The sequence below is a fragment of the Flavobacteriaceae bacterium genome (assembly GCA_014075215.1).
Lineage (GTDB): Bacteria > Bacteroidota > Bacteroidia > Flavobacteriales > Flavobacteriaceae > Polaribacter.
In genome coordinates this window covers 2,502,368-2,524,276 of the sequence record CP046177.1, presented here as the reverse complement: position 1 = coordinate 2,524,276, position 21,909 = coordinate 2,502,368, and the positions used below count along the sequence as shown (strand labels likewise).

The following is a 21,909-nucleotide window of genomic DNA, read 5'->3' as shown; positions in this document are numbered from 1 at the left end:
AGGTAATATACAGGAGAAATGGCAGAGTGGTCGAATGCGGCAGTCTTGAAAACTGTTGACTGTAACAGGTCCGGGGGTTCGAATCCCTCTTTCTCCGCTAGGATTTATAAATCTATGTTTTTCAGGAATTTATAAATCCTAAAATTTTTAAAATACACAAATCGTACGCAGATTTAGTTGATTGACATTTCCACAAACACTTTAATTTAAAAGCAAATTAAAATGTTAAAGTCAATTTACTCAAAGCCGAAATTTTAGATGTTGATGTAAGATACTTATTTAATTAGTATCAAAACAAATAAAAGAATCTAAAGGCGAGGTTCAAAATATTATCAATCAATTAGGGCGTGTTAACACTAAACGAGAATCATGGATTTTTCAGCTATTTTTTTGGATTTTGAGGCAGTTTTTGCAAAACATAGCCGAGCTACGTTTAAAAAAACTAACGAAAAAAGGCAGAAAAAGAGCAAAAAAGACAATTTTTGGCTTAGTGTTAACACGCCCTAGATAACTTTAAAAGCTAAATTGTAATGAACAAGTATACTAAATTAGATGCTTTAAAAGATCGTTTAAATGAATATCGTAAAAACGAACACTCAAAAGTTACAAAAGCTTTGGAAATTGAATATACCTGCGAGAGTAATAAAATTGAAGGAAATACTCTAACACTTCAAGAAACCGCCTTAGTAGTTGAAAAGGGTTTGACAGTTGGCGGTAAAACAATGACAGAACACTTAGAGGTTATCAATCATACCCAAGCCATAGATTATATTAAAGAACTCGCAGCATCTAAAAATACTATTTCCGAAAGAGATATTTTACAAATTCACAGCTTAATACTACAAGGAATTGACAAACCAAATGCCGGATCTTATAGAAAAATACCCGTTATTATAAGCGGTGCAAAGCACAAACCTCATCAACCTTTTTTAGTGCCAAAACAAATGGAAGATTTAATGTTTTGGTACAATGAGAATAAAGAGGTCTTACATCCTGTTGAATTGTCTGCTGAAATGCACGAAAGATTGGTTACTATACATCCTTTTATTGACGGTAATGGTAGAACTTCAAGGTTATTAATGAATTTAATTTTGCTTCAAAATGGTTATCCTATTGCCATTTTAAAAGGTGATGATAAAAGTAGGCTGGAGTACTATAATGCTCTTGAAATAGCTCAAACAGAAAATAATAAAAAAGTATTTATTGATCTGATTACTGCAACTATTCAAGATACTATAACGCGTATTTTATCAATATTTGAGTAGTATATTAAGATTATTGCTACATTTTTCCCTATGAAAATATTTTGAAAAAATTATTCTTCGATCAACTTTGATTTTATACTGATTACCTGAATATATAATTTTTTTTCGCCTATTGATTTTATTCGGGTCAACGACAATTTATGGGGATTGATTATTTTAGATGCATAAAAAAAGACGATGCATTTAGAATTATTAGCATCTATCCTCCCTCAAGATTTATTACTTCATTTTGATATTGTATTTTTTGAAGAATTAGGAGATATTTCAGTTAAAAAGGATGCTTTTCACATTTATTTAGAAGAGAAGAATATTCTACCAGAGGGTTACTCAAAGGGTAATTATGAGTCCAAAGGTTTTATTAGCAGTAAACAGATTCAAGATTTTCCCATACGCGGTAAAGCAGTTTATCTACATATAAAAACAAGACGATGGCGAGATAAGAAGACTAAAAAGGGAGCGATTAAAAATGATTATTCATTCATTGCAGAAGGTTCTAAATTAACGTCAGAACTTTCTGATTTTTTAAAAGCTACAGGTAGAGGCCCGAGAAGATACGATCAGTAATATAGCGAGTTATTACGGTATTTACCCACGAACTTTACAACGCCATTATAAGAAACAGATAAGTGGGTTTGATAGTTGGAATCAAAAGCCCCATTGTGAAGATTATCTTATTTATCCGAAGAATATAGGAGAGTATTTAAGTCTTGATGAAGTAAGTCTATCTAAAGGTGAACTTTATACCTATTTGACCAACAAGAACGGACGAAGTAAACAAGGAACTTTAGTGGCTTGTGTAAAAGGAATTAAAAGTGATGATATTATTACTGCTATTGAAAGAATACCCTTAGAACAACGCAAACAAGTCAAAGAAGTAACTTTAGATATGGCAAATAATATGAATTTAACAGCTAAGATTTGTTTTCCAAATGCTAAAATTGTTACCGATAGATTTCATGTGGTAAAACTGGTAACAGAAGCTTTACAGCATGTTAGAGTACAGCATCGGTGGAAAGCAATAGAAGATGAAAACAAAGAGCAGAATTATTATGTAATCTTTATCCAAACATCCAACAAGCCTATAAACACACTTTAGAATTTAGAAGCATTTATCAAGAAAAATGTAAAGTAAAAGCCAAACAACGATTTGAACATTGGTTTGAGGATACAGAAAAATTGGAATTTAAAAATTTCAATACAGCAATGAACAGTATTAAACATCATTTTAATACCATCTTAAACTTTTTTTACAATAGGAATACAAATGCAAATGCAGAGTCTTTTAATTCAAAAATAAAACGGATCAGTCACAAAAGTTGTGTGTGAGTTCAGATGAAGATTAATTGTTAATTGAAGATTGAATGAAGTGTGTCTTTGCGAGTGAAACGAAGCAATTAGGGATCAGGGTCAAAAGTTTTGTGTGGATTGAATTAAAGTTTTGATCTTTGTAAAAAAAAACAGAGATTGGAATTATCCTTAGACCTTTTAAAATTCATCTTACCTGAGATGCTCGTAGAACATTTTGATTTGGTAAGACACACTCATCGAAATGAGGAACTTCATTTGTATTTTGAAGAGCGTAATGTTGTTCCTAAAGAAGTCATAAATCCTAATGTAATTGCTCATGGTTTCCACAAAGAGATTACTATTGAAGACTTTCCTTTGCGTGGAAACACTGTGTATCTTCACGTAAGGCGACGTAGATGGTTAGATAAAGAGACTAGGCAAATCATTCAAAGAGATTGGAATCTAGTAGCTCAGGGAACTCGCATGACAGGTGAGTTTGCTGCTTTTTTAAAAGAGATTAGTCGATACTGAGAAGAGTGATTGCAAAACCATTGCAAGAATCTATGGCGTGAATGGGAAGAAGTTCCAAAGGCAGTATCGAGATTATTTGAGTGAGTTTAAACAGTGGAAGGAAAAGTCTCATGCCAAAGAGTGGTTGATCTTCCCTGAGAATATAGGAACTCGATTATCTATCGACGAAGTAGCCTTATCAAAAGGAGAACTCTACACCATCGTTACCAATAAAAAAGCTAAAGGAAAGAAAGGAAGTATTGTGGCGATCATAGCTACTACCAAAGCAGAACCTATTATCAAACACCTATTTAAAATCTCATCTGCGAAAAGAAACAAGGTCAGAGAAATTACCCTAGATATGGCGAACTCCATGAAGCTGATTGCCAAACGGTGTTTCCCCAAAGCCATACAAGTAACCGATAGATTCCATGTACAGAAACTAGCTCTAGAAGCACTTCAAGAAATTAGGATCAAACATCGATGGGAAGCCATAGATACAGAAAATGAACGGATCAAACTTGCCAAAACCAATAACAAAGAATATTACCCTGAAATATTAGAAAATGGAGATACCATAAAGCAACTCTTGGCTAGAAGCAGATACTTACTCTACAAAGCACCAAGTAATTGGACAGAAGATCAAAGAGTAAGAGCTAACATCCTCTTTAAAAGATATCCTGATATCAAAACAGCTTTTAAGCTCGTACAAGGACTTAGAAATATCTTCAACACAGCAAACTCAATACAAGTCGCTTATACAAAACTAGCGCATTGGTATAAAGATGTAGAACAAACAGCATACAAGGCTTTTAATACCATAGCAAACTCTATCAGGCTTAACTATAGATCAATATTGAATTACTTCATTAATAGAAGTACTAATGCAGCGGCAGAATCTTTCAATGCCAAAATCAAAGCCTTTAGATTACAATTTAGAGGGGTCAAAAACACAGAATTCTTCCTCTATAGATTAACTACAATTTTTGCATAAACACAACAATTAGTCTTGATCCAATAAAACTCTTTAGAGCCAATCAAAGAGGCGTAAGAGATACACAATTTTTCCTCTTTAGACTTGAAAAATTATTCGCTTAATACCCATAAAATTTACTTGAGCCAATTTACTCCGGTCATTAAAGGAGCCCGGCACGTTTACCTAAACGACAAAAAGGAATATACGGTTACTATGGAAGGCGTTGAAACAGGAGCTGTAAACTGGTTTGCCAACAGTGCGTACAACAGGAGTCGAACCTGCACATCCTAATCGGATACAAGCCCCTCAAGCTTGCGCGTCTACCAATTCCGCCATGTACGCAGTATAATAAATGGGCATAAAGAGGCAAATATAAGCATTGTAATGGATAACCATATTATAATGTATGAATTTTACGATATTTGCCGAAATTCACATAATGAAACTAGTTCTCTTAGGATATATGGGAAGTGGAAAAACAGTCATAGGGAAAATACTATCTGACAAATTGTTTTTACCTTTTATTGATTTGGACAGGTATATTGTTGAAAAAGAACATGCATCCATAGCAGAAATATTTAAGACCAAAGGAGAGGTTTACTTTAGAAAAATAGAACATCAATACTTAAAAAAACTACTCTCTTCCAATGAAAACTTTGTGCTGTCTTTAGGAGGAGGAACCCCCTGTTATGCCGGTAATATGAACTTGATTACAAATACTCCTGCCATTACATCGATATATTTAAATGCGAATATCTCTACATTGACAAATAGATTGCGGGAAGAAAAAGAGAAAAGACCTTTAATAGACAAACTTCAGGACAGAGATCTTACGGAATTTATTGCCAAACATTTATTTGAAAGAAACCACTTTTACGAACAAGCGACATATAAAACGGATGTGAGTAATAAAACCATAAAAACTGTTGTTACGGAAATCAGAATACTGTTACATTAAATATGCAATAGCCATATCTTCTTTAAATTCCACATGGATGTGTTCTTGAGTTGAAGTTGAAAGAGACAACCCTTTAAAATCGGCCTTAACAGGGTATTTTTTGTGATTTCTATTTACTAAAACCGCTGTTTTAAACTGTTTTAACGAAACCTCAAGAAAATGCTTTACTCCATAAATTAACGTGCTACCGGAGTTTAAAACATCATCCACCAAAACTAATGACTTATTTGCATAAACACTACTGGGAATACTGGTTTTAATTTCTTTTAACGGCTTTTTTTTATCAATAAATACCTCACATAACAGAATATCAATAGAAGTTATTTCGTTTAAAATGGATGTTAACTTATTTGCAAATATATACCCGTTTCCGTTAATTCCTGCAATGACTATTTCTTCTTCCTTACCATTGCTTTCTAAAATTTGATAGGCAATTCTTCTGGTTTTTTGTTTAATCTGTAATGATGTGAGTATGATATTTCTATTTGCAGCCATATTCATTTTCTAGTTTAATTCATTGTAATTATCAATATCTCTTCTGTCTTTTTTAGTAGGTCTGCCTGTTCCTTTTTTCCTGTAATAATCTTTAGTGTATTTCAATAGTTCGGTTTTAGTAAACTCTTCTGTAGATGTTTTATCTTTTCTATACAAATCCACTAATTTGGCACCCACTCTGCTTTCCGGAGTTCCTAATACTTCAATAGTATAATTTATTTGGTTTTTTCTTATTGTAACAACCTCATTTCCAAATACTTCTTTAGACGGCTTTACGATAACGTCATGAATTCTCACAAGCCCTTTTTTACAGGCTTCCGTGGCCATATTTCTTGTCTTAAAATAACGAATACACCAAAGATATTTATCGATTCTCATAAAAAAAGTTAAAAAATAAGGTTTCCTTTTTTACAAAGGTATAAAATTGGTAAATTGTGCGCTCTAATTATTAATACTATAATGATAAAATATAAACATATATTCGTCGCGGTTGCACTAGCAGCTTTAGTATATGCTTGTGGTAGGAATAATACATCAGCGGTAGATAATTTTGATCATGCTACTCAAGCCATCATAGATAATGATACCATCATAAAGTTCTTAACAAATCATTATTTTGATGAGACGATGGATTCAATCAGACCGATAGATGCCGGCCAAATGGCTTTAATCAACGATAGTAGGTTAAGCAGTCAACAGGTTACTGAAAGTGATGTAAATTATACGTTATATACTTTTACAAATAGAATTGGAACACCTGATCCCGTGAAAGGCTTTCCGACAGTTATGGACTCTGTACTGACAAAATACCAAGGGTATTATCTGAATACTGCCACAACACAAATATATTTTGATAGAAGCCTTCCTGCCATTTGGTTTACTTTAAATGGGGTGATACGAGGATGGACCCATGGGTTTACGGGTTTTAAAGGAGGTAGAAATATTACGAATAACGGGCCAATTACTTATGAAAATGAAGGGAAAGGTATTTTGATTATGCCTTCGGGTTTGGCATATCGGAATATTGGAACAACAACCATACCTTCAAACAGAGCTTTGGTTTTTTATATCAGATTACTGGATTTGGTTGAAAATACCGATCATGACAATGATTCCATTCCTTCTATTTTAGAAGATCCTGACGGAGACGGTGATCCGCGTAACGATGATACGGACGGTGATGGCGTACCCAATTTTTTTGATGCGGATGATGATAATGACGGAGTACGCACATCCGAAGAAGATGCAAATTCAAACGGAGACCCTACCGATGATGATACGGACGGAGATGGAACTCCTGACTATTTAGATTCGGACAATACGGAATAAATAGTTTTTAAAAAAAGTAGTAGTTATTTTCTGGCTAAAACCTTTTCCACCGCAGTTATTACGGCAGTGTCATTAATAGTATATTTTTCCATTAACTGAGCAGGTGTGGCAGACTCACCAAAAGTATCGTTTACGGCTACAAATTCCTGAGGCGTTGGCATGTGCAAACTTAGACATCCGGCAATACTTTCTCCCAATCCGCCAAACTTATTGTGCTCTTCTGCAGTAACAATGCAACCGGTTTTAGCAACCGATTGTAAAATAATGCCTTCATCTAGGGGTTTAATCGTATGAATATTGATGACTTCCGCATGAATCCCTTTTTGTTCTAACTGCTCCGCAGCCATAAGAGATTCCCATACCAAATGACCCGTTGCAACAATAGTCACATCTGTTCCTTCTGACAGTAACATCCCTTTTCCGATTTTGAAAGGGACATCAGTCGGCATAAATACCGGAACAGCAGGCCTGCCAAACCTTAAATAAACAGGGCCTTGATAATCAGCAATGGCAATGGTTGCTGCTTTGGTCTGATGATAATCACAGGTATTAATTACGGTCATTCCGGGTAACATTTTCATCAATCCTATATCTTCTAAAATTTGATGAGTTGCTCCGTCTTCTCCTAAAGTTAATCCGGCGTGAGAAGCACATATTTTTACATTCTTATTTGAATATGCAACAGACTGCCTGATTTGATCGTATACTCTGCCTGTGGAAAAATTAGCAAATGTCCCTGTAAAAGGAATCTTACCTCCGATGGTCATGCCCGCAGCAATCCCCATCATATTCGCTTCTGCAATTCCTACCTGAAAAAATCGTTCCGGATGGTTCTTCTTGAACGTATTCATCTTTAAAGAACCTGTTAAATCCGCACATAAAGCCACCACATTTGGATGTGTTTCTCCTAATTCGGTTAAACCATCTCCAAATCCGGATCTTGTATCTTTTTTTTCTGTATATACATATTTTTTCATCACTTGTTTTTATTCCTCATTTTGAATGTAAAAATAAACTATTATTCAGAGCTTTTTATAAAAGATATTAATTCTTTATACAATTTATGAACAGGCAACCCCATAACGTTGAAATAGTTTCCTTCTATTTTATAAACACCAGTCAAACCTATCCGATCTTGTATGCCATAACTCCCGGCCTTATCAAATGGTTGTTCATTTTTTAAATGATCATGGATTTCATCGTCGGAAAGTTCGGTAAAATAAACCTTTGTACAATCGTTTATTGTTTTTCGATTTTTACTGGTTTTTATACATACGGAAGTATACACTTCATGCATGTGATCAGATAACTTCTTTAACATCTGAAAAGCATCTTCATAGTCTTTTGGTTTTCCAATAGCTTTATTATCAAACCAGACAATGGTATCAGCTGTGATGAGGATTTCACGATCATTTAAATTTGTAAACGATTGGGCCTTTAATTGTGCCAAATAATCGGTAATGTCAGATTCTTTCAATGAATCGGGATATATCTCTTTTACTGCTTTTAATTGAATTGAAAAAGGGATATCCAATACTTTAAACAGTTGCTGCCTTCTCGGAGAGCCCGAAGCCAAAATGATATCATAATTTTGTAATTTTTGTCTTAGCATATGAGTTCGTTAATTAAAACTCTTTTTTATTCTGGCCAGGTTTCTTTTATTATCTCTATCTTTTATAGCTTCCCTTTTGTCGTGTAGTTTTTTTCCTTTGGCTAATGCTATTTCCAATTTTGCATAACCGTTGTCATTGATAAATAACCTCAAGGGAACAATGGTATTCCCTTTGATATCAATTTCTTTCTTTAAGCTCTTTAATTCTCTCTTATTTAATAGTAACCTACGTTCGCTTTTGGGCCGATGATTAAACTGATGTCCATAGATATATTCTTCTATATACATATTAACAACAAACAATTCACCTCTTTCATTAAATTCGCAAAAACTTTCTGTGATTCTGGCTTTATTTAAGCGGATGGATTTTATTTCTGTTCCGGTTAATTGAATCCCAGCCGTTAATTTGTCTAAAATCTCGTATTCAAACCAGGCTTTTTTGTTTTGTATGTTAATTCTTTTTTGCATAATCAGCTACAAATATAATCATATTGATACATTAGGAAATCTATATATATAGAACTCATTTAAACTTTTTCAATTTGCTAAAAAATTGCTGTTTTTAACTCTGTTTTTATCTTTTTTTCCTTCCGTAGCGCTATGCAACTCAAAAAAGCTTTCAACATATCTAAAAACTTCTAATGTTCGCTTAAATCCAAAAAGTTTAAATGAGCTCATACATTAACAAAAAATATAGCAAATTTTTGTTTCTTTCTTGTAATTTTACAAATGAAACTCGTTTAAATAAATCTATAATGAAACGTAGTAGCCTTTTATTTTTTTGTTTCCTTATGCTGTTTAATTGTAAAGAAATTTCTAAAAAATACACAGCACAGGAAATTATAGATAAAACGATAGCTGCTGCCGGTTCGGATAAAGCTGCCAATGCAGGTTTTGAAAGGTTTTTAAATAACAAGCGAATATATATCGCAGATAGTACTGCTATGAAATATAGCGAATCTGTTAATTCGGTTCATTACTTTGCGCTTTTGCCCTATGGTTTAAATGATGCCGCTGTTAAAAAGAAATTATTAAAACCGGTGGCTATTAAAGGAAAGGAGTACTATAAAATTGAGATTTCATTTGACAAAGAAAATGGTGGAAAAGACTTTGAAGATATTTTTATTTATTGGATTGATAAACAGAATTTTACAATTGATTATTTAGCGTATAAATTTCAAGTCAATGGAGGTGGGATGCGCTTTAGAGAAGCGACAGATGAAAACATTATAAACGGAATCAGGTTTGTGAATTATAATAATTATAAACCTAAAGAAGACACTGTGAGTATTTCTAATTTGGATCTTAGTTTTATGAACGATAAACTCATAAAACTTTCAGAGATTTATTTGGAAAATATAAAAGTTGCTTTTTTAGAAGAATGAAACCTTTGAATGAACTCATCTTGACTTTTTCTATTCCCTAAAAAATAACTGAAACTCACCTATATTTCTTTACTTTTCTTACCTGTAGCACTGCTATAGTTTTCAAAAAGTGCCTCATCTAGTTAAATTTCAGTTTATTTTCGGTTAAAAACAAAAAACCAAGGAGTTCAATAGTAATTTGGTATGAATTATTAGATTTGTTATTTATTTGAATACTATTGGAAGTTTTATGATAAAAAAAATACTCTTTTTATTTTTATTTGTCGGTAATTATACGCTATCTCAAAATACGGTAGGAACCATATCCGTAACGAATGAGGCTTATGATGGTTTTACTATTTTTTCAATTCACCAAAAAACGTATTTGATAGACAATTGCGGAAGGGTGATTCATGAATGGACGAGTGCATACCCTCCGGGAAATGCAGTCTATTTGCTCCCGAATGGAAATTTATTGAGAGCCAGTAGAAATGACGGAGAAAGTCAAATTTCTTTCGGAGGCAGAGGAGGAGTGATAGAGCTATTTGACTGGGATGGAAATTTAATTTGGCAATACGAATACAATACAGATGATTACAGACAGCATCACGACGTATATCCTATGCCTAGTGGCAATGTACTTATTTTAGCAGCTACCGTAATGACTCAAGCAGAAGCCATTCAGGCCGGAAGGGATCCAAGTTTATTAGATGATAACGAATTATACAATGAAAGGATTTTTGAAGTAGGACCGGTTGGTGCTAACCAAGCAAATGTAGTATGGGAATGGAATATCAAGGATCATTTAGTCCAGAATTTTGATAATACCAAAGATAATTTTGGTAGCATAGCAAGTAATCCGGGAAAATTAAATATCAATTTTTTAAATGGCAGTGGAGCAGGTGCAAATTGGTTACATATAAATTCAATACAATATTACGAGACCTTCGATCAAATAGTTATCAGTTCCAGGAACCTCAGTGAAATTTGGATAATAGACCATTCGACAACAACGGCGGAAGCTGCTTCGGGAAGTGGAGGTAATTATGGAAAGGGTGGCGACTTCTTATACAGATGGGGGAATCCGCAATCTTATGATCACGGGAATGAATCGGATAGAAAATTATATGGTCAGCATTACCCTCATTTTATTGAAAGCGGTCTGGTAGATGCTGGTAAAATTATTTTGTTCAACAATGGAAACGATCGGATACCTGCATTTTCAGAGGTATTTATTTTAGATACTCCAATGACAAGTCCCGGAGTGTACACATATAGTACATTAACTCCCTATGGGCCTATAAATCCGGATTATATATATGCGGATCCGACCAATAACCCTTCTGATTTTTATTCGCCCATTGTCAGTAGTGCACAACGCTTACCGAATGGGAATATTTTAGTTTGCCAGGGGAGTAGTGGCAGGTTTTTTGAATTAAATGCTAGCGATCAGATAGTATGGGAATACATCAATCCCATTCGTAACGATAATGGAGTTATTGCAAATCAAACAGAAAGTATATCTGCAAATACTACTTTTAGAGCAATCAAATATACCAGAACCTATGGAGCGTTTACCGGAAGAGATGTAACACCCGGACTACCCATAGAAGGAAATCCGGATTTGACTCCGTGTAATACATTAAGCGTTGACGAAGTAGTAATAGACGAGATCAAAATATATCCAAATCCTGCGAGTGATAAAATAACAGTGGCTACTTCAAGGGCAGTAGATAAAATAGAAATATATACCCTTTTAGGGAAAAAAATAAATGAAGTTTTATATACCAATGAAGCGGATTTGTCAAAGATCAAATCAGGTTTGTATTTAATTAAAATCTACGCCGATAATACGGTTATCACTAAAAAAATTATTAAGGAGTAGTATACTTTTTCTTATTTCATATCAATTTTTAAAAGTATATCTGTTGTTTTACCTTTGGTAATAGTAACGATGTACAAGTTTGAGTTATTTTGATCATCAATTTGCAGATACTTGTTTTTTCCTATTACCTTATTCACAAAAAAAGGGGTCGTATTGCTATGTCCTACAACTAATACTGTTTTTCCTTTAGTTTCAGATTTAAAAGCATCATTGTATATTTCTCCGGGATTGTATATAAAAACAGGAAGGTTTTTTGAATCAGCAGTAGGTTTGGCAGTTTGTTTTGTTCTGTGGTAGTCGGTAGTATAAATAGCGTCAAATTTCACATGGATAAACACTTCTTTCCATTTTTTTGCCCTTTGTAATCCCTTGGCATTCAAATTAGGATCTTTATTACTTGTATCTGTTCTTACTTTTTCCGCATGGCGAATAAAATAGTAAGTAGTAACATCACTATTTTGTGCTTGTACAATCAAACAGGTAAAAATGAAAGCAAATACTGTTACTATTTTTTTCATAATTGGGATTTAGATTATAATTGTAATTACCATATGCACTATTCAAAGTACTAATTTTTCTTTTAAATAGGAAGCCGTATAGGATTCTTTATTTTTTACAAGCTCTTCCGGGGTTCCCTGGAAAATTAATTGACCACCGTTTTTACCACCTTCCAAACCCAGATCAATAATATAATCGGCACATTTTATAAGTTCTATATTGTGTTCTATCACAATAATTGAATGTCCTTTTTCTATAAGTGCATTAAATGAGTCAATCAACTTTTTAATATCATGGAAATGCAAACCTGTTGTAGGTTCATCAAAAATAAACAAGGTTTTTTCTTTTGTATGACCTTTTACTAAAAAAGAAGCTAGTTTTATTCTCTGAGCTTCGCCACCGGAAAGGGTGGAAGAAGATTGCCCTAACTGAATATACCCCAAGCCTACGTCTTGTAGAGGCTTTAATTTTTGGGAAATTTTAGTTTTCAGGTGTTCCGAAAAAAAGGAGATGGCATCATCAATGGTTAAGTTTAATATGTCATCAATGGTTTTATCATAGAAGGTAACCTCCAAAATGTCTTTTTTAAAACGTTTGCCATGACATGTTTCGCATTCCAAATGCACATCAGCCATAAACTGCATTTCAATGGTTACTGCTCCTTCCCCTTTACAAACTTCGCATCTGCCGGCTTCCACATTAAACGAAAAGTGTTTTGGCTTATAATCCCTGATTTTTGCTAATTTTTGATTTGAAAACAGAACCCTGATATCGTCATATGCTTTGATATAGGTAACAGGATTAGAACGAGAAGATCTGCCAATGGGGTTTTGGTCGATAAATTTTATATATTTTAAATTTTCAAAACTACCTGAAATACTCGTATGTTGCCCAATTTTATCTCCATATCCTTTTAACTTTTTTTGCATAACAGGGTATAAAATTTTCTTTACCAAAGTGCTTTTTCCACTCCCCGAAACTCCAGTAATAACACATAGAGAATGTAAAGGAAAAGTAACATCAATATTTTTTAGGTTATGTTCTCTTGCACCTGTAATCCGAATGTGATTTTTAGAAGTTCTCCTTTTTCCGGGAATTTCAATGTTGAGTTTTTTTGAAAGGTATTTCCCTGTTAATGAGTCCGATGTTATGATTTCATTATAGGTGCCTTGTGCAACTATAGCCCCTCCATAGGTTCCTGCTTCAGGGCCAATATCAATAATATAATCGGCTTCTTTCATGATATCTTCATCATGTTCTACTACGATTACCGTATTTCCCAAATCACGTAACTCTTTTAAAACCTGAATGAGGCGTTCCGTATCTCTTGGATGTAGCCCGATGCTGGGTTCATCTAAAATATACATAGACCCCACCAGGCTGCTTCCCAAAGATGTAGTCAAATTAATTCGTTGACTTTCTCCTCCCGAAAGCGTATTTGAAGTCCTGTTTAAAGTCAAATAACTCAAACCAACATTACTCAAGAATGTCAGTCGACTGTTAATTTCTTTCAATAAGCGTGCTCCAATTTGTTTTTCATTCGCATCCAAAGTTAGATTTTTGAAGAAAACAGCTAACTCGTCTAATGGTAAGGTCACCAGGTCAGAAATGGTTTTACCGTTCATTTTTATGAAATCAGTTTCTTTACGCAGTCTGTTTCCAAGGCAATCCCTACATACGGTTTTGCCTCTGTAACGAGATAGCATTACCCTATTCTGTATCTTATAACTTTTTTCTTCGAGTGCTTCAAAGAAATGATCAATGCCAAAAAAATCTTTATTGCCGGACCAAACTAATTTTTTCTGTTCATCTGACAATTCAAACCAAGGTTTGTGGATAGGAATATCAAATTTATACGCATGATTTATGATTTCATCTTTATAATGCTTATATGCATCTGTCCGAAAAGGGAAAATAGCATCTTCATATATGGATAAGCCTGTATTGGGTATTACTAAGTCCTCATCAATACCAATGACGTTCCCGTAACCTTCGCAAGTAGGACAGGCTCCATACGGATTGTTGAAGCTAAATAAATGAATGTTAGGTTCTAAAAAAGTAATTCCATCTAACTCAAACTTATTGGAAAATTCAGTACAACTTTTAGAATCTGGTGCTTCCACAACACAAATTCCCTTGCCTTCAAAAAAAGCGGTTTGTACGGCATCTCCTAATCTGTTTAAAAAATTTTCATCAGATCTTACAATAACCCTGTCTATGACGAGAAAAAAAGGCTTTTTGCCTTGATATTCTTTTACGGGAAATTCATCAATTCTATAGATAGTGTTTTTATATTTTAGGCGAGCATATCCTTGTTGTATAAGGGTTTGTAGTACAGTATCCAGCTTTCTGTTTTCAATCGTAATGGGTGCTAGTAACAACAATTTTGCTCCTTCTTCAAACGTTTTTATAAAGTTAACAACATCGGTAACCGTATGCTTTTTTACCTGTTTTCCGGAAATAGGGGAATACGTTTTACCAACCCTGGCATACAATAATTTTATATAATCATAAATTTCAGTAGATGTTCCAACAGTAGATCTTGAATTGGCGGTATTGACCTTTTGCTCTATTGCAATGGCAGGGGCAATTCCTTTTATATAATCCACTTTGGGCTTATGCAATTTTCCCAGGAATTGACGAGCATAAGAAGATAAGCTTTCTATATATCGCCTTTGGCCTTCTGCATATAACGTATCAAAAGCTAAAGATGATTTTCCCGAGCCTGATAAACCGGTAATAACAATTAATTTGTTTCTGGGAATTACAACATTGATATCTTTTAAGTTATGGAGTTTAGCTCCCTTGATAACAATATTTTTTTTAGGGTCAGCTATGGCAATATTTTGAGGAATCATCTAATTAAAATACAACGGCAAAATTACCCTTTTTTGACTAAGAAGTTTATATATTCTAATATTTTTTGTTAAAAAATTGCAATTGTAAAAAATATTGTTCATTTTTGTATAAATATCTGTTAAATTTAAACACATTATAGCAAAATAACTACTTTTAAAATTGTCAAATTAATAACCGATAAGCCTCTCGGGCTTTCTAAAAAGTAGTGTAATATGTGTACAAATTCAAATTCCGACAGCACTTTGGTAAACGATTATATTAAGGGTAATGAATTTGCCTTGGAAATTCTTATCAAAAGACACCAGCAACGTATATATAGCTTTATATATAATAAAGTTCAGGATAGAGATATAACAGAAGATGTTTTTCAAGATACTTTTATAAAAGTAATTAAAACCTTAAAAAGAGGAAATTATAATGAAGAAGGGAAGTTTCTACCTTGGGTAATGCGTATTTCCCAAAATTTGATTATAGATCATTTTAGAAAATCCAATAGAATCCCTTCTTTTAAGAATACAGATGGATTTGATATATTCTCTGTGTTGAGTGATAATGATTTAAACGTAGAGAAAAAGATTATAAAAGAGCAAATTTACACGGATGTAAGGGTTCTGATTGAGGAGTTGCCGGACGATCAAAAAGAAGTATTACTAATGCGTATATATAAAGATATGAGTTTCAAAGAAATCAGTGAAAATACAAGTGTTAGCATTAATACTGCTTTGGGAAGAATGCGGTATGCATTGATCAACCTGAGGAAAATAATAGAAAAGCATAAAATTGTTTTGGTAAATTGATACTAAAATAAAACCTGCCTCGTTATATCATTGAAAGATAATAACTAAACTTTAGTACATGACAAAAAATATAATTAATTGATTATCAGTAAATTAAATGTTAAATAATTAAAATAAAGCATTGATTTTCAGTATATTAGAAGAATAACATCACTCATTTTTCTAATGAAAAAAACCAATGCTTCCACTAAAAGTAGTGAATTAAATTCAGTTTTAAGTTCTCATTTCCAAGGTAAGATCAATTTGGCAAGAATCAAACTCATATCACATTTCATTATCGCCCTCTGTAAGGTACAGACAGTTACCTTTGAAAAGGTAGCCAACGCTTTTGAGACCTCAGTAGATTCGAAGTCATCACTCAGACGTATTCAAAGATTTATTGCTGATTATTCGTTGGATGGAGATTTGATCGCTCGTCTTATATTTAGTCTCCTTCCTAAGCAAGAGGGATTGATCTTGAGTATTGATAGGACCAATTGGAAGTTTGGTCAGACCAACATCAACATTTTTAAGTTGGGAGTTGTCTATAAAGGTGTTGCCTTCCCATTGTTATTTACTATGTTAGATAAGCCAGGGAACTCTAACAGTCAGGAGCGTATTGATCTTGTGAATCGTTTCATAAGACTTTTTGGCAAAGATGTTATTAAATCCATTGTAGCCGATAGAGAGTTTGTAGGTAATCATTGGTTGGATTTCTTGAATACAAATGGAATCAAATATTATATCCGCATTCGAAACAACTTTAAGGTAGAGCTTCCTGATAAGAACAAAACCATCAAAGTATTTCACTTGTTTAATCCACATAAGATCAATGAGTTTGTGTATTATCCTAAAATTGTACGTGTTAATGGTCAGCTTTGTTTCCTTTCCGGATGCAAGTTGTACCCAAAAAATGGAAAGCCTGATTTCTTAATCATTGTATCGTTCAACGCTCCTGATAAGGCCTTTGAACAATACAAAGAACGATGGCAGATAGAGATGTGTTTTAAAGCAATGAAAGCCAGTGGCTTTGATATTGAAAACACACACCTGCAAGATATTAAGCGTATTGAAAAATTAGTACTGCTTGTAATGATGGCTTTCGTATGGTGTTACAAAGTTGGTATATATTTACATCAGATTAAGCCTATCAAAATAAAAAAGCATGGAAGAATGGCTAAAAGCATATTCAAATATGGATTAGATTATATCGCTTCTGTGCTATTAAACCCTGTAAATCAAAACAATATGAACTTGACTAAATTTTTGTCATGTACTTAGAACTAAACTCTAATATTTATGGGGCAAATTTACTTTAAAAAGCCTTCCGGTTTTAGGAAGCAACCGAAAAAAGAAACAATTTAATTTTTGATTAACTTTTCAAAATCGTTAAAAGTTGTTAAAACCAAATCAAACCATCTCGTTGAATTGAATTTGAATTAATACCAAAAAAAGTCTTGACAGAAGTTAAGGCTTTTTTTATTTGTTTACGGCGAATTTGAATTATTAGCATTAGCAATTTTAAGTAATGTTTTTAAAGATGGGTTTGCACGACCAGTCTCAATTCGTTGGAATGCATTTTCTTCCATGTTTGATTTTACTGCAAGATATTATATTATTTTAACGACTATTTTTTTTGTAATAATCACCTAATACGGATTTTCTGCCTATTGTTTTAGTAATGATATCATTATCTAAATTCCAACCCCTTGCCTGTGAGTATTCTCTCCCGTAATAAATAATTTGTAAATGTAATTTGTTCCATATTTCCTTAGGAAATAAACGTTTTGCATCTCTTTCGGTTTGTATAACGCTTTTGCCATTCGTAAAATTCCACCGATATAATAACCTGTGAATATGTGTATCAACAGGAAATGCAGGTACTCCAAATGCTTGACTCATCACAACGCTTGCTGTTTTATGCCCAACACCCGGTAATGCTTCCAATGCTTCAAAACTCTTTGGGACCTCACCGTTGTGTTTATCGATCAGTATATGAGACAGCCCGTATATACCTTTGGATTTCATAGGAGATAAACCGACAGGCTTTATAATTTCCCGGATTTCTTCTACGGATAACTTTACCATATCATACGGGTTATCTGCCTTTGCAAATAAGAGCGGAGTAATTGTATTAACACGTGCATCTGTACTTTGTGCCGACATTAATACGGCAATTAACAATGTATACGGGTCTTCATGATCTAGAGGAATTGGCGTTTCCGGGTATAGTTTTTCCAATGTATCAATTACAAATTGAACCTTCTCTTGCTTTGTCATTTTATACGATATTATAAAATTAAAAGTACAAAGTTTATAGAGTTGAGCAGGTTTATTTTTTAAAAAAGTTTTTAGGATACTTTTTAACTTTTTAACTTTCCGCTTTTATAATTTTTATCATCAAAAAAATGACAAGATTACAAATAGGTGACGCAGCCCCAAATTTTGAAGCAAAAGATAGCGAAGGAAACACCATTAAATTAAGTGATTATACAGGTAAGAAACTGGTTATTTTCTTTTACCCAAAGGCAGATACTCCCGGTTGTACTGCTGAAGCTTGTAACCTAAAGGATAACTATCACACATTCCTGGCCAAAGGATATGACGTATTGGGAGTGAGTGCCGATACTGCCAGAAAACAACATAACTTTATCAAAAAATACGAATTGCCTTTTCCGCTATTGGCAGATGAAGATAAAGCAGTGATCCATGCTTTTGATGTATGGGGACCTAAAAAGTTTATGGGTAGAGAATTTGACGGGATTCACAGAACCACTTTTGTAATTGATGAAAAAGGAGTTATTGAGGATATCATTTTAAAAGTAAAAACAAAAGATCATACTGCCCAGATATTGAAATTTTGAAATATTGAACTTTGAAATAATACCAGTTATTATTAAACCTGCTATTTTCTTAAAAATACTCTATCATTGAAAAATAGTGATATCAAAATTTTATTGTTTTTATTTTGGGTTGACACGTGTTTTTTTCTCCTTGATAAAATTTGTAACTGATTTGGACAAAACAATTAAAAATGAAAAAATACTGTTATATATTTGGATATCAAGAATTATTTTTACAGGTTTGCTATAGCAAATGAAATAAAAGGGCTATGGTTTAAAAAAAATTGAAACCAATTAAATTTTAATAACCCCTATACCTTTTCAGACGTCTTGTTTTGTTGTACGATTTTTAACACCGCCTTTTTTTGAATAAAACAAAAAGGCATAAACCGGGCAGTACATAAATATTTATTGTTCCGGTATGAAACAGAGGCATACTAAGAAATGTCTGTAAAAAAATATCCGGTAGTTGTAGTTTGTGTGGACACAACAAAACCGGTGCGTATTAACTAATTTAAACAATTTTAAATCATGAAAATGAAAAAAACTTCATTCATCAAAATCGGGGTCTTCGTCTTTAGTCTATCTTTGTTCTTATGGAACTGTATCCGAGAAGACTTTATGAATCCTCAAAACACCGTTACTTCTAACCAACTCAAGTATTCCTTAACCAAAATATCCTATCAGGAACTACTTGCAGACAAAGAAATAAAACCCTCTTTACCTCTGATTGAAAGACGATTTTCTAAGCACTCGCCACAAAGCATCTACAGCAGAAGTGCTACTGAGGTTGCAGAAGGCCTCACCATTTTTACCGATGAGATTAACAGAATTGTCATAGACGATGTCATTACCTGGACATTTCAGACAGAAAGCCCTGTTTTGGAAACTTCTGATTTTGAAAACTTTCTGGTAAAAAAACACAACGGTGTGTTTACCTATTTTTTGGTCTCTTATGAGTTCACTGACCTTACCGATTCGGAAACCTTGTATGAGAAAGCCACTTCGTATGTGATTTCCGAAGAATACCTAAGCCTGGAAGGCCTCAACCTGTCTTCCAGAGATGCTTTTGATTGGGTTTTTCCGAATGACGGTGGTGGTACGGGTAGCGGTCCTTGTGAAAGTATTTTGGTATATGACCGGTGTAATTTGGGAGGCAATGCGGACGGACACTGGCCGGTTTTGCAAAACGATGGGTTTACCTATTGTAGCGGTAGTCCGCTGTTATATATAGATTTTTCACACTGTGAGAACTACGGTGTTCCGGACCCTCCTGTGGGAGACCCGCCGGGAGGAGATGATGGCTCCGGAGGAGATCAGCTTGTTGGAGGCGTAGTATATGGAAACCCTGATACAGAGGGTAATAATGATAATACAGTAACAATACCTGTTGGAGAAGGTGAGGATTCGGTCGTTCCTTCTCTTTTAACTTCTGCTTTAGAGTTGGACAAAGAATGCGAAATAGATTGGGTAAATGATCCTGAAAATTCATCAGAAGTTATTAATCTTTGGATTTATGGTGGTGAGAACAATTGGTCGGATGAGGTTAAAAATTTGGAAAAAAGTTATTTATCTATTGTGTGTGATCTGCCAAAGGCAAAATTCGCAAGATATAAAGAGTTAATTGCTATTATCGAAAATAATCCATGGGCCTTATTAGAAGATTGTATACAGGAAAATGGATTAGATATGTCTAATTATATTTATTTATACAATCATACATTGCCTTCTTCTTGTACAGATCGATTAGAATCACTTGGCGAGGATTTTTCCAATCAACCTCTAAGTACCGGTAATGCAGCTATAGCAAACGTTGATTATTATGGTGTTGAGATAACCGCTAACCCTGATCTTAATTCAGACGGGATGCCAGATTCTGATACTCAAGTGTATGAGGCATATCGACAAAAGTTCACAGATTTAGCATCTGGAAGTAAAGATGATTTTGAATTCAGTTGCAATATTCCCTTTAATAGCTCTGTCTCGTCCTAAAATAGGGCTACAGTTAATTATTAAAATTTATGCTACATTTTTGTGCACGTAATTAGGTGTTTTATAATCTAAAGATAAATGTAATCTTTTATTATTATATAATTTGATTGCATTTTTTGTTGCTTTTTTGGCGTGATTGATATTTGTAAATGTTTGGTCGAGGAAGAATTCATCTTTTAAAATTCCGTTAACTCTTTCGGCCATTGCGTTTTCGTAGCAATGATTTTCTTGGGTCATACTGATTTGTATCTTTTTTCTTTTCAAAATTTGAGTATAAACATTGCTACAATATTGTATTCCTCTATCAGAATGATGTATGATTTCTTCGGTATTTTTAGTTTGATAAATAGCTTTATTTAAAGCTCTAACACAGCCTTTAAGTTCTAAACTATCACTAATATCATAGCCTACTATTTTTCTTGAATACATATCAGTAATAAGTGCTAAATAACAAAATCCATTTATAGTTCTTATATAGGTAATATCCGAAGCCCAAACTTGGTTAGGTCTATTAATGATCAGGTCTTTTATGATATTTTTATATTTATAAAAACGATGGTAAGAGTTGGTTGTTTTAGAAGAATATTTTTTCCTTCTAATTAACAAATTATTTTCTTTTAAGATTCTAAATAACTGGTCTCTACCTATATTTATATTCTGTTTCCTAAAATCATTATGTAAGGATTTCATTAGCTTTCTAGTACCTTCTCTGGGTAATGTTTTCCTGCTTTTTTTAACAAGCATTATTACATTTTGTTCTATTTGTTTTTTAAGAACAAACCTTTTTTGATATTTGTAATAAGCATCTCTTTTTAACTCGAAAGCATTACAAATAGTAGCGATGGCGTACCTTCTTTTTTTTCTATTAATCGGTGCTATTTTCATTAAGGCTTTATGTTTAAGTTTTTTTTTAATTCTTCAACATTTTTATAGCCAAGATTTTCAGCAGCTACTTCAAGATAACTATCATTCACAAGTTTATCTAGATCCTTTTTAATAAGAAGATCTTTGAGTTGTTTTAGCTCTTTTTGAAGGGCTTTAATACGGGATAATTCGTCGTCTGTTTGCACGGTTACACGGGTGTTCATTAAATCTTTACGGTCATATTTTTTAATCCATACGTTTATCGTACTAGATTGTATGCCGTAAGTTAAGGCAATTTGTCTTTTGGAATGGTTTCCTTTGGTAAGTTCTGCTAATACTTTGAGTTTAAAACTCTCACTATAACGTCTTACATATCCATCATTTTTATACATATAC

At 33.4% G+C, this 21,909-nt stretch carries 24 protein-coding genes, 2 tRNA genes and 1 pseudogene; 14 read left to right on the top strand and 13 right to left on the bottom strand.

The features are described 5' to 3' along the window. Positions 1 to 12: 12 nt before the first annotated feature. From GKR88_12380 to GKR88_12355, 6 genes and pseudogenes are all read left to right on the top strand, one after another. Positions 13 to 97: transfer RNA gene (locus GKR88_12380), tRNA-Ser, on the top strand. 433 nt (positions 98 to 530) lie between these two features. After that, on the top strand, positions 531 to 1,265 hold the full coding sequence (locus tag GKR88_12375) for a Fic family protein (GenBank protein QMU65006.1): 735 nt from the start codon (positions 531 to 533) through the stop codon (positions 1,263 to 1,265). 177 nt (positions 1,266 to 1,442) lie between these two features. After that, on the top strand, positions 1,443 to 1,829 hold the full coding sequence (locus GKR88_12370; protein ID QMU65005.1) for a hypothetical protein: 387 nt from the start codon (positions 1,443 to 1,445) through the stop codon (positions 1,827 to 1,829). 58 nt (positions 1,830 to 1,887) lie between these two features. Next, a pseudogene (locus GKR88_12365) lies at positions 1,888 to 2,519 on the top strand (DDE transposase). A 210-nt stretch (positions 2,520 to 2,729) separates the two neighbouring features. Next, positions 2,730 to 3,083, top strand: a complete 354-nt coding sequence (locus GKR88_12360) for a transposase (protein QMU65004.1) — start codon at positions 2,730 to 2,732, stop codon at positions 3,081 to 3,083. A 19-nt stretch (positions 3,084 to 3,102) separates the two neighbouring features. Then, a complete protein-coding gene (locus GKR88_12355; protein ID QMU65003.1) occupies positions 3,103 to 4,056 on the top strand; it encodes a DDE transposase in 954 nt (317 codons plus the stop codon). 239 nt (positions 4,057 to 4,295) lie between these two features. On the opposite strand, the gene GKR88_12350 is transcribed toward GKR88_12355, so the two are convergent. Then, positions 4,296 to 4,380, bottom strand: a tRNA-Leu gene (locus tag GKR88_12350). A gap of 97 nt (positions 4,381 to 4,477) precedes the next feature. Here GKR88_12350 and GKR88_12345 point away from each other — a divergent pair. Then, positions 4,478 to 4,996 (top strand): shikimate kinase, encoded by a 519-nt coding sequence (locus GKR88_12345; GenBank protein QMU65002.1) that lies wholly within the window; start codon positions 4,478 to 4,480, stop codon positions 4,994 to 4,996. On the opposite strand, the gene GKR88_12340 is transcribed toward GKR88_12345, so the two are convergent. Both GKR88_12340 and GKR88_12335 read right to left on the bottom strand, forming a co-directional pair. Further along, positions 4,988 to 5,491: a phosphoribosyltransferase gene (locus GKR88_12340; GenBank protein ID QMU65001.1), complete on the bottom strand. Its 504-nt coding sequence runs from the start codon at positions 5,489 to 5,491 to the stop codon at positions 4,988 to 4,990. The genes GKR88_12345 and GKR88_12340 overlap by 9 nt on opposite strands. Before the next feature lie 9 nt (positions 5,492 to 5,500). Then, complete coding sequence (locus GKR88_12335; protein ID QMU65000.1) at positions 5,501 to 5,869, bottom strand: RNA-binding S4 domain-containing protein; 369 nt, start codon at positions 5,867 to 5,869, stop codon at positions 5,501 to 5,503. A gap of 81 nt (positions 5,870 to 5,950) precedes the next feature. On the opposite strand from GKR88_12335, the gene GKR88_12330 reads away from it, so the two are divergent. Then, positions 5,951 to 6,820 carry a peptidylprolyl isomerase gene (locus GKR88_12330; protein ID QMU64999.1) on the top strand — a complete coding sequence of 290 codons (870 nt, stop codon included), beginning with the start codon at positions 5,951 to 5,953 and terminating at the stop codon, positions 6,818 to 6,820. Between the two features lie 23 nt (positions 6,821 to 6,843). Here GKR88_12330 and GKR88_12325 read toward each other — a convergent pair whose 3' ends face one another. The 4 genes from GKR88_12325 to GKR88_12310 form a co-directional block, all read right to left on the bottom strand. After that, entirely contained in the window at positions 6,844 to 7,797 is a 954-nt protein-coding gene (locus GKR88_12325; GenBank protein QMU64998.1) for a transketolase family protein, read from the bottom strand. Between the two features lie 41 nt (positions 7,798 to 7,838). Further along, positions 7,839 to 8,432: a septum formation protein Maf gene (gene maf / locus GKR88_12320; protein QMU64997.1), complete on the bottom strand. Its 594-nt coding sequence runs from the start codon at positions 8,430 to 8,432 to the stop codon at positions 7,839 to 7,841. A gap of 9 nt (positions 8,433 to 8,441) precedes the next feature. Continuing rightward, entirely contained in the window at positions 8,442 to 8,903 is a 462-nt protein-coding gene (gene smpB / locus GKR88_12315; GenBank protein ID QMU64996.1) for an SsrA-binding protein SmpB, read from the bottom strand. A gap of 66 nt (positions 8,904 to 8,969) precedes the next feature. Beyond that, the gene (locus GKR88_12310; protein QMU64995.1) at positions 8,970 to 9,110 is read right to left on the bottom strand and encodes a hypothetical protein; all 141 of its coding nucleotides are present in this window, start codon (positions 9,108 to 9,110) and stop codon (positions 8,970 to 8,972) included. A 113-nt stretch (positions 9,111 to 9,223) separates the two neighbouring features. On the opposite strand from GKR88_12310, the gene GKR88_12305 reads away from it, so the two are divergent. Both GKR88_12305 and GKR88_12300 read left to right on the top strand, forming a co-directional pair. Then, positions 9,224 to 9,817, top strand: coding sequence for a deoxyribose-phosphate aldolase (locus GKR88_12305; protein ID QMU66709.1), 594 nt, complete (start codon positions 9,224 to 9,226; stop codon positions 9,815 to 9,817). 229 nt (positions 9,818 to 10,046) lie between these two features. Beyond that, positions 10,047 to 11,681: a T9SS type A sorting domain-containing protein gene (locus GKR88_12300; protein QMU64994.1), complete on the top strand. Its 1,635-nt coding sequence runs from the start codon at positions 10,047 to 10,049 to the stop codon at positions 11,679 to 11,681. Positions 11,682 to 11,692: 11 nt separating this feature from the next. Here GKR88_12300 and GKR88_12295 read toward each other — a convergent pair whose 3' ends face one another. After that, positions 11,693 to 12,199 carry a phosphoglycerate mutase gene (locus GKR88_12295; protein ID QMU64993.1) on the bottom strand — a complete coding sequence of 169 codons (507 nt, stop codon included), beginning with the start codon at positions 12,197 to 12,199 and terminating at the stop codon, positions 11,693 to 11,695. A gap of 42 nt (positions 12,200 to 12,241) precedes the next feature. Beyond that, the gene (gene uvrA / locus GKR88_12290) at positions 12,242 to 15,034 is read right to left on the bottom strand and encodes an excinuclease ABC subunit A (GenBank protein ID QMU66708.1); all 2,793 of its coding nucleotides are present in this window, start codon (positions 15,032 to 15,034) and stop codon (positions 12,242 to 12,244) included. A gap of 216 nt (positions 15,035 to 15,250) precedes the next feature. Between uvrA and GKR88_12285 the strand changes: the two genes are divergently transcribed. Next, positions 15,251 to 15,835 carry a sigma-70 family RNA polymerase sigma factor gene (locus tag GKR88_12285; GenBank protein QMU64992.1) on the top strand — a complete coding sequence of 195 codons (585 nt, stop codon included), beginning with the start codon at positions 15,251 to 15,253 and terminating at the stop codon, positions 15,833 to 15,835. A gap of 165 nt (positions 15,836 to 16,000) precedes the next feature. Further along, positions 16,001 to 17,095, top strand: coding sequence for an IS4 family transposase (locus tag GKR88_12280; protein QMU64991.1), 1,095 nt, complete (start codon positions 16,001 to 16,003; stop codon positions 17,093 to 17,095). Positions 17,096 to 17,301: 206 nt separating this feature from the next. On the opposite strand, the gene GKR88_12275 is transcribed toward GKR88_12280, so the two are convergent. Next, entirely contained in the window at positions 17,302 to 17,403 is a 102-nt protein-coding gene (locus GKR88_12275) for a helix-turn-helix domain-containing protein (protein QMU64990.1), read from the bottom strand. 31 nt (positions 17,404 to 17,434) lie between these two features. Further along, positions 17,435 to 18,094 carry an endonuclease III gene (locus tag GKR88_12270; GenBank protein ID QMU64989.1) on the bottom strand — a complete coding sequence of 220 codons (660 nt, stop codon included), beginning with the start codon at positions 18,092 to 18,094 and terminating at the stop codon, positions 17,435 to 17,437. A 128-nt stretch (positions 18,095 to 18,222) separates the two neighbouring features. Here GKR88_12270 and GKR88_12265 point away from each other — a divergent pair, with 128 nt between their 5' ends. Both GKR88_12265 and GKR88_12260 read left to right on the top strand, forming a co-directional pair. Then, positions 18,223 to 18,678: a thioredoxin-dependent thiol peroxidase gene (locus tag GKR88_12265; GenBank protein QMU64988.1), complete on the top strand. Its 456-nt coding sequence runs from the start codon at positions 18,223 to 18,225 to the stop codon at positions 18,676 to 18,678. Positions 18,679 to 19,188: 510 nt separating this feature from the next. Then, positions 19,189 to 20,649, top strand: coding sequence for a hypothetical protein (locus GKR88_12260; protein QMU64987.1), 1,461 nt, complete (start codon positions 19,189 to 19,191; stop codon positions 20,647 to 20,649). Positions 20,650 to 20,676: 27 nt separating this feature from the next. Here the strand turns inward: GKR88_12260 and GKR88_12255 are convergent, their stop codons facing one another. Together GKR88_12255 and GKR88_12250 are read right to left on the bottom strand one after the other, a co-directional pair. After that, positions 20,677 to 21,534: an IS3 family transposase gene (locus GKR88_12255; GenBank protein ID QMU64986.1), complete on the bottom strand. Its 858-nt coding sequence runs from the start codon at positions 21,532 to 21,534 to the stop codon at positions 20,677 to 20,679. Then, a complete protein-coding gene (locus GKR88_12250; protein QMU64985.1) occupies positions 21,534 to 21,905 on the bottom strand; it encodes a transposase in 372 nt (123 codons plus the stop codon). The genes GKR88_12255 and GKR88_12250 overlap by 1 nt, the downstream gene beginning before the upstream one ends. Between the last annotated feature and the right edge of the window lie 4 nt (positions 21,906 to 21,909).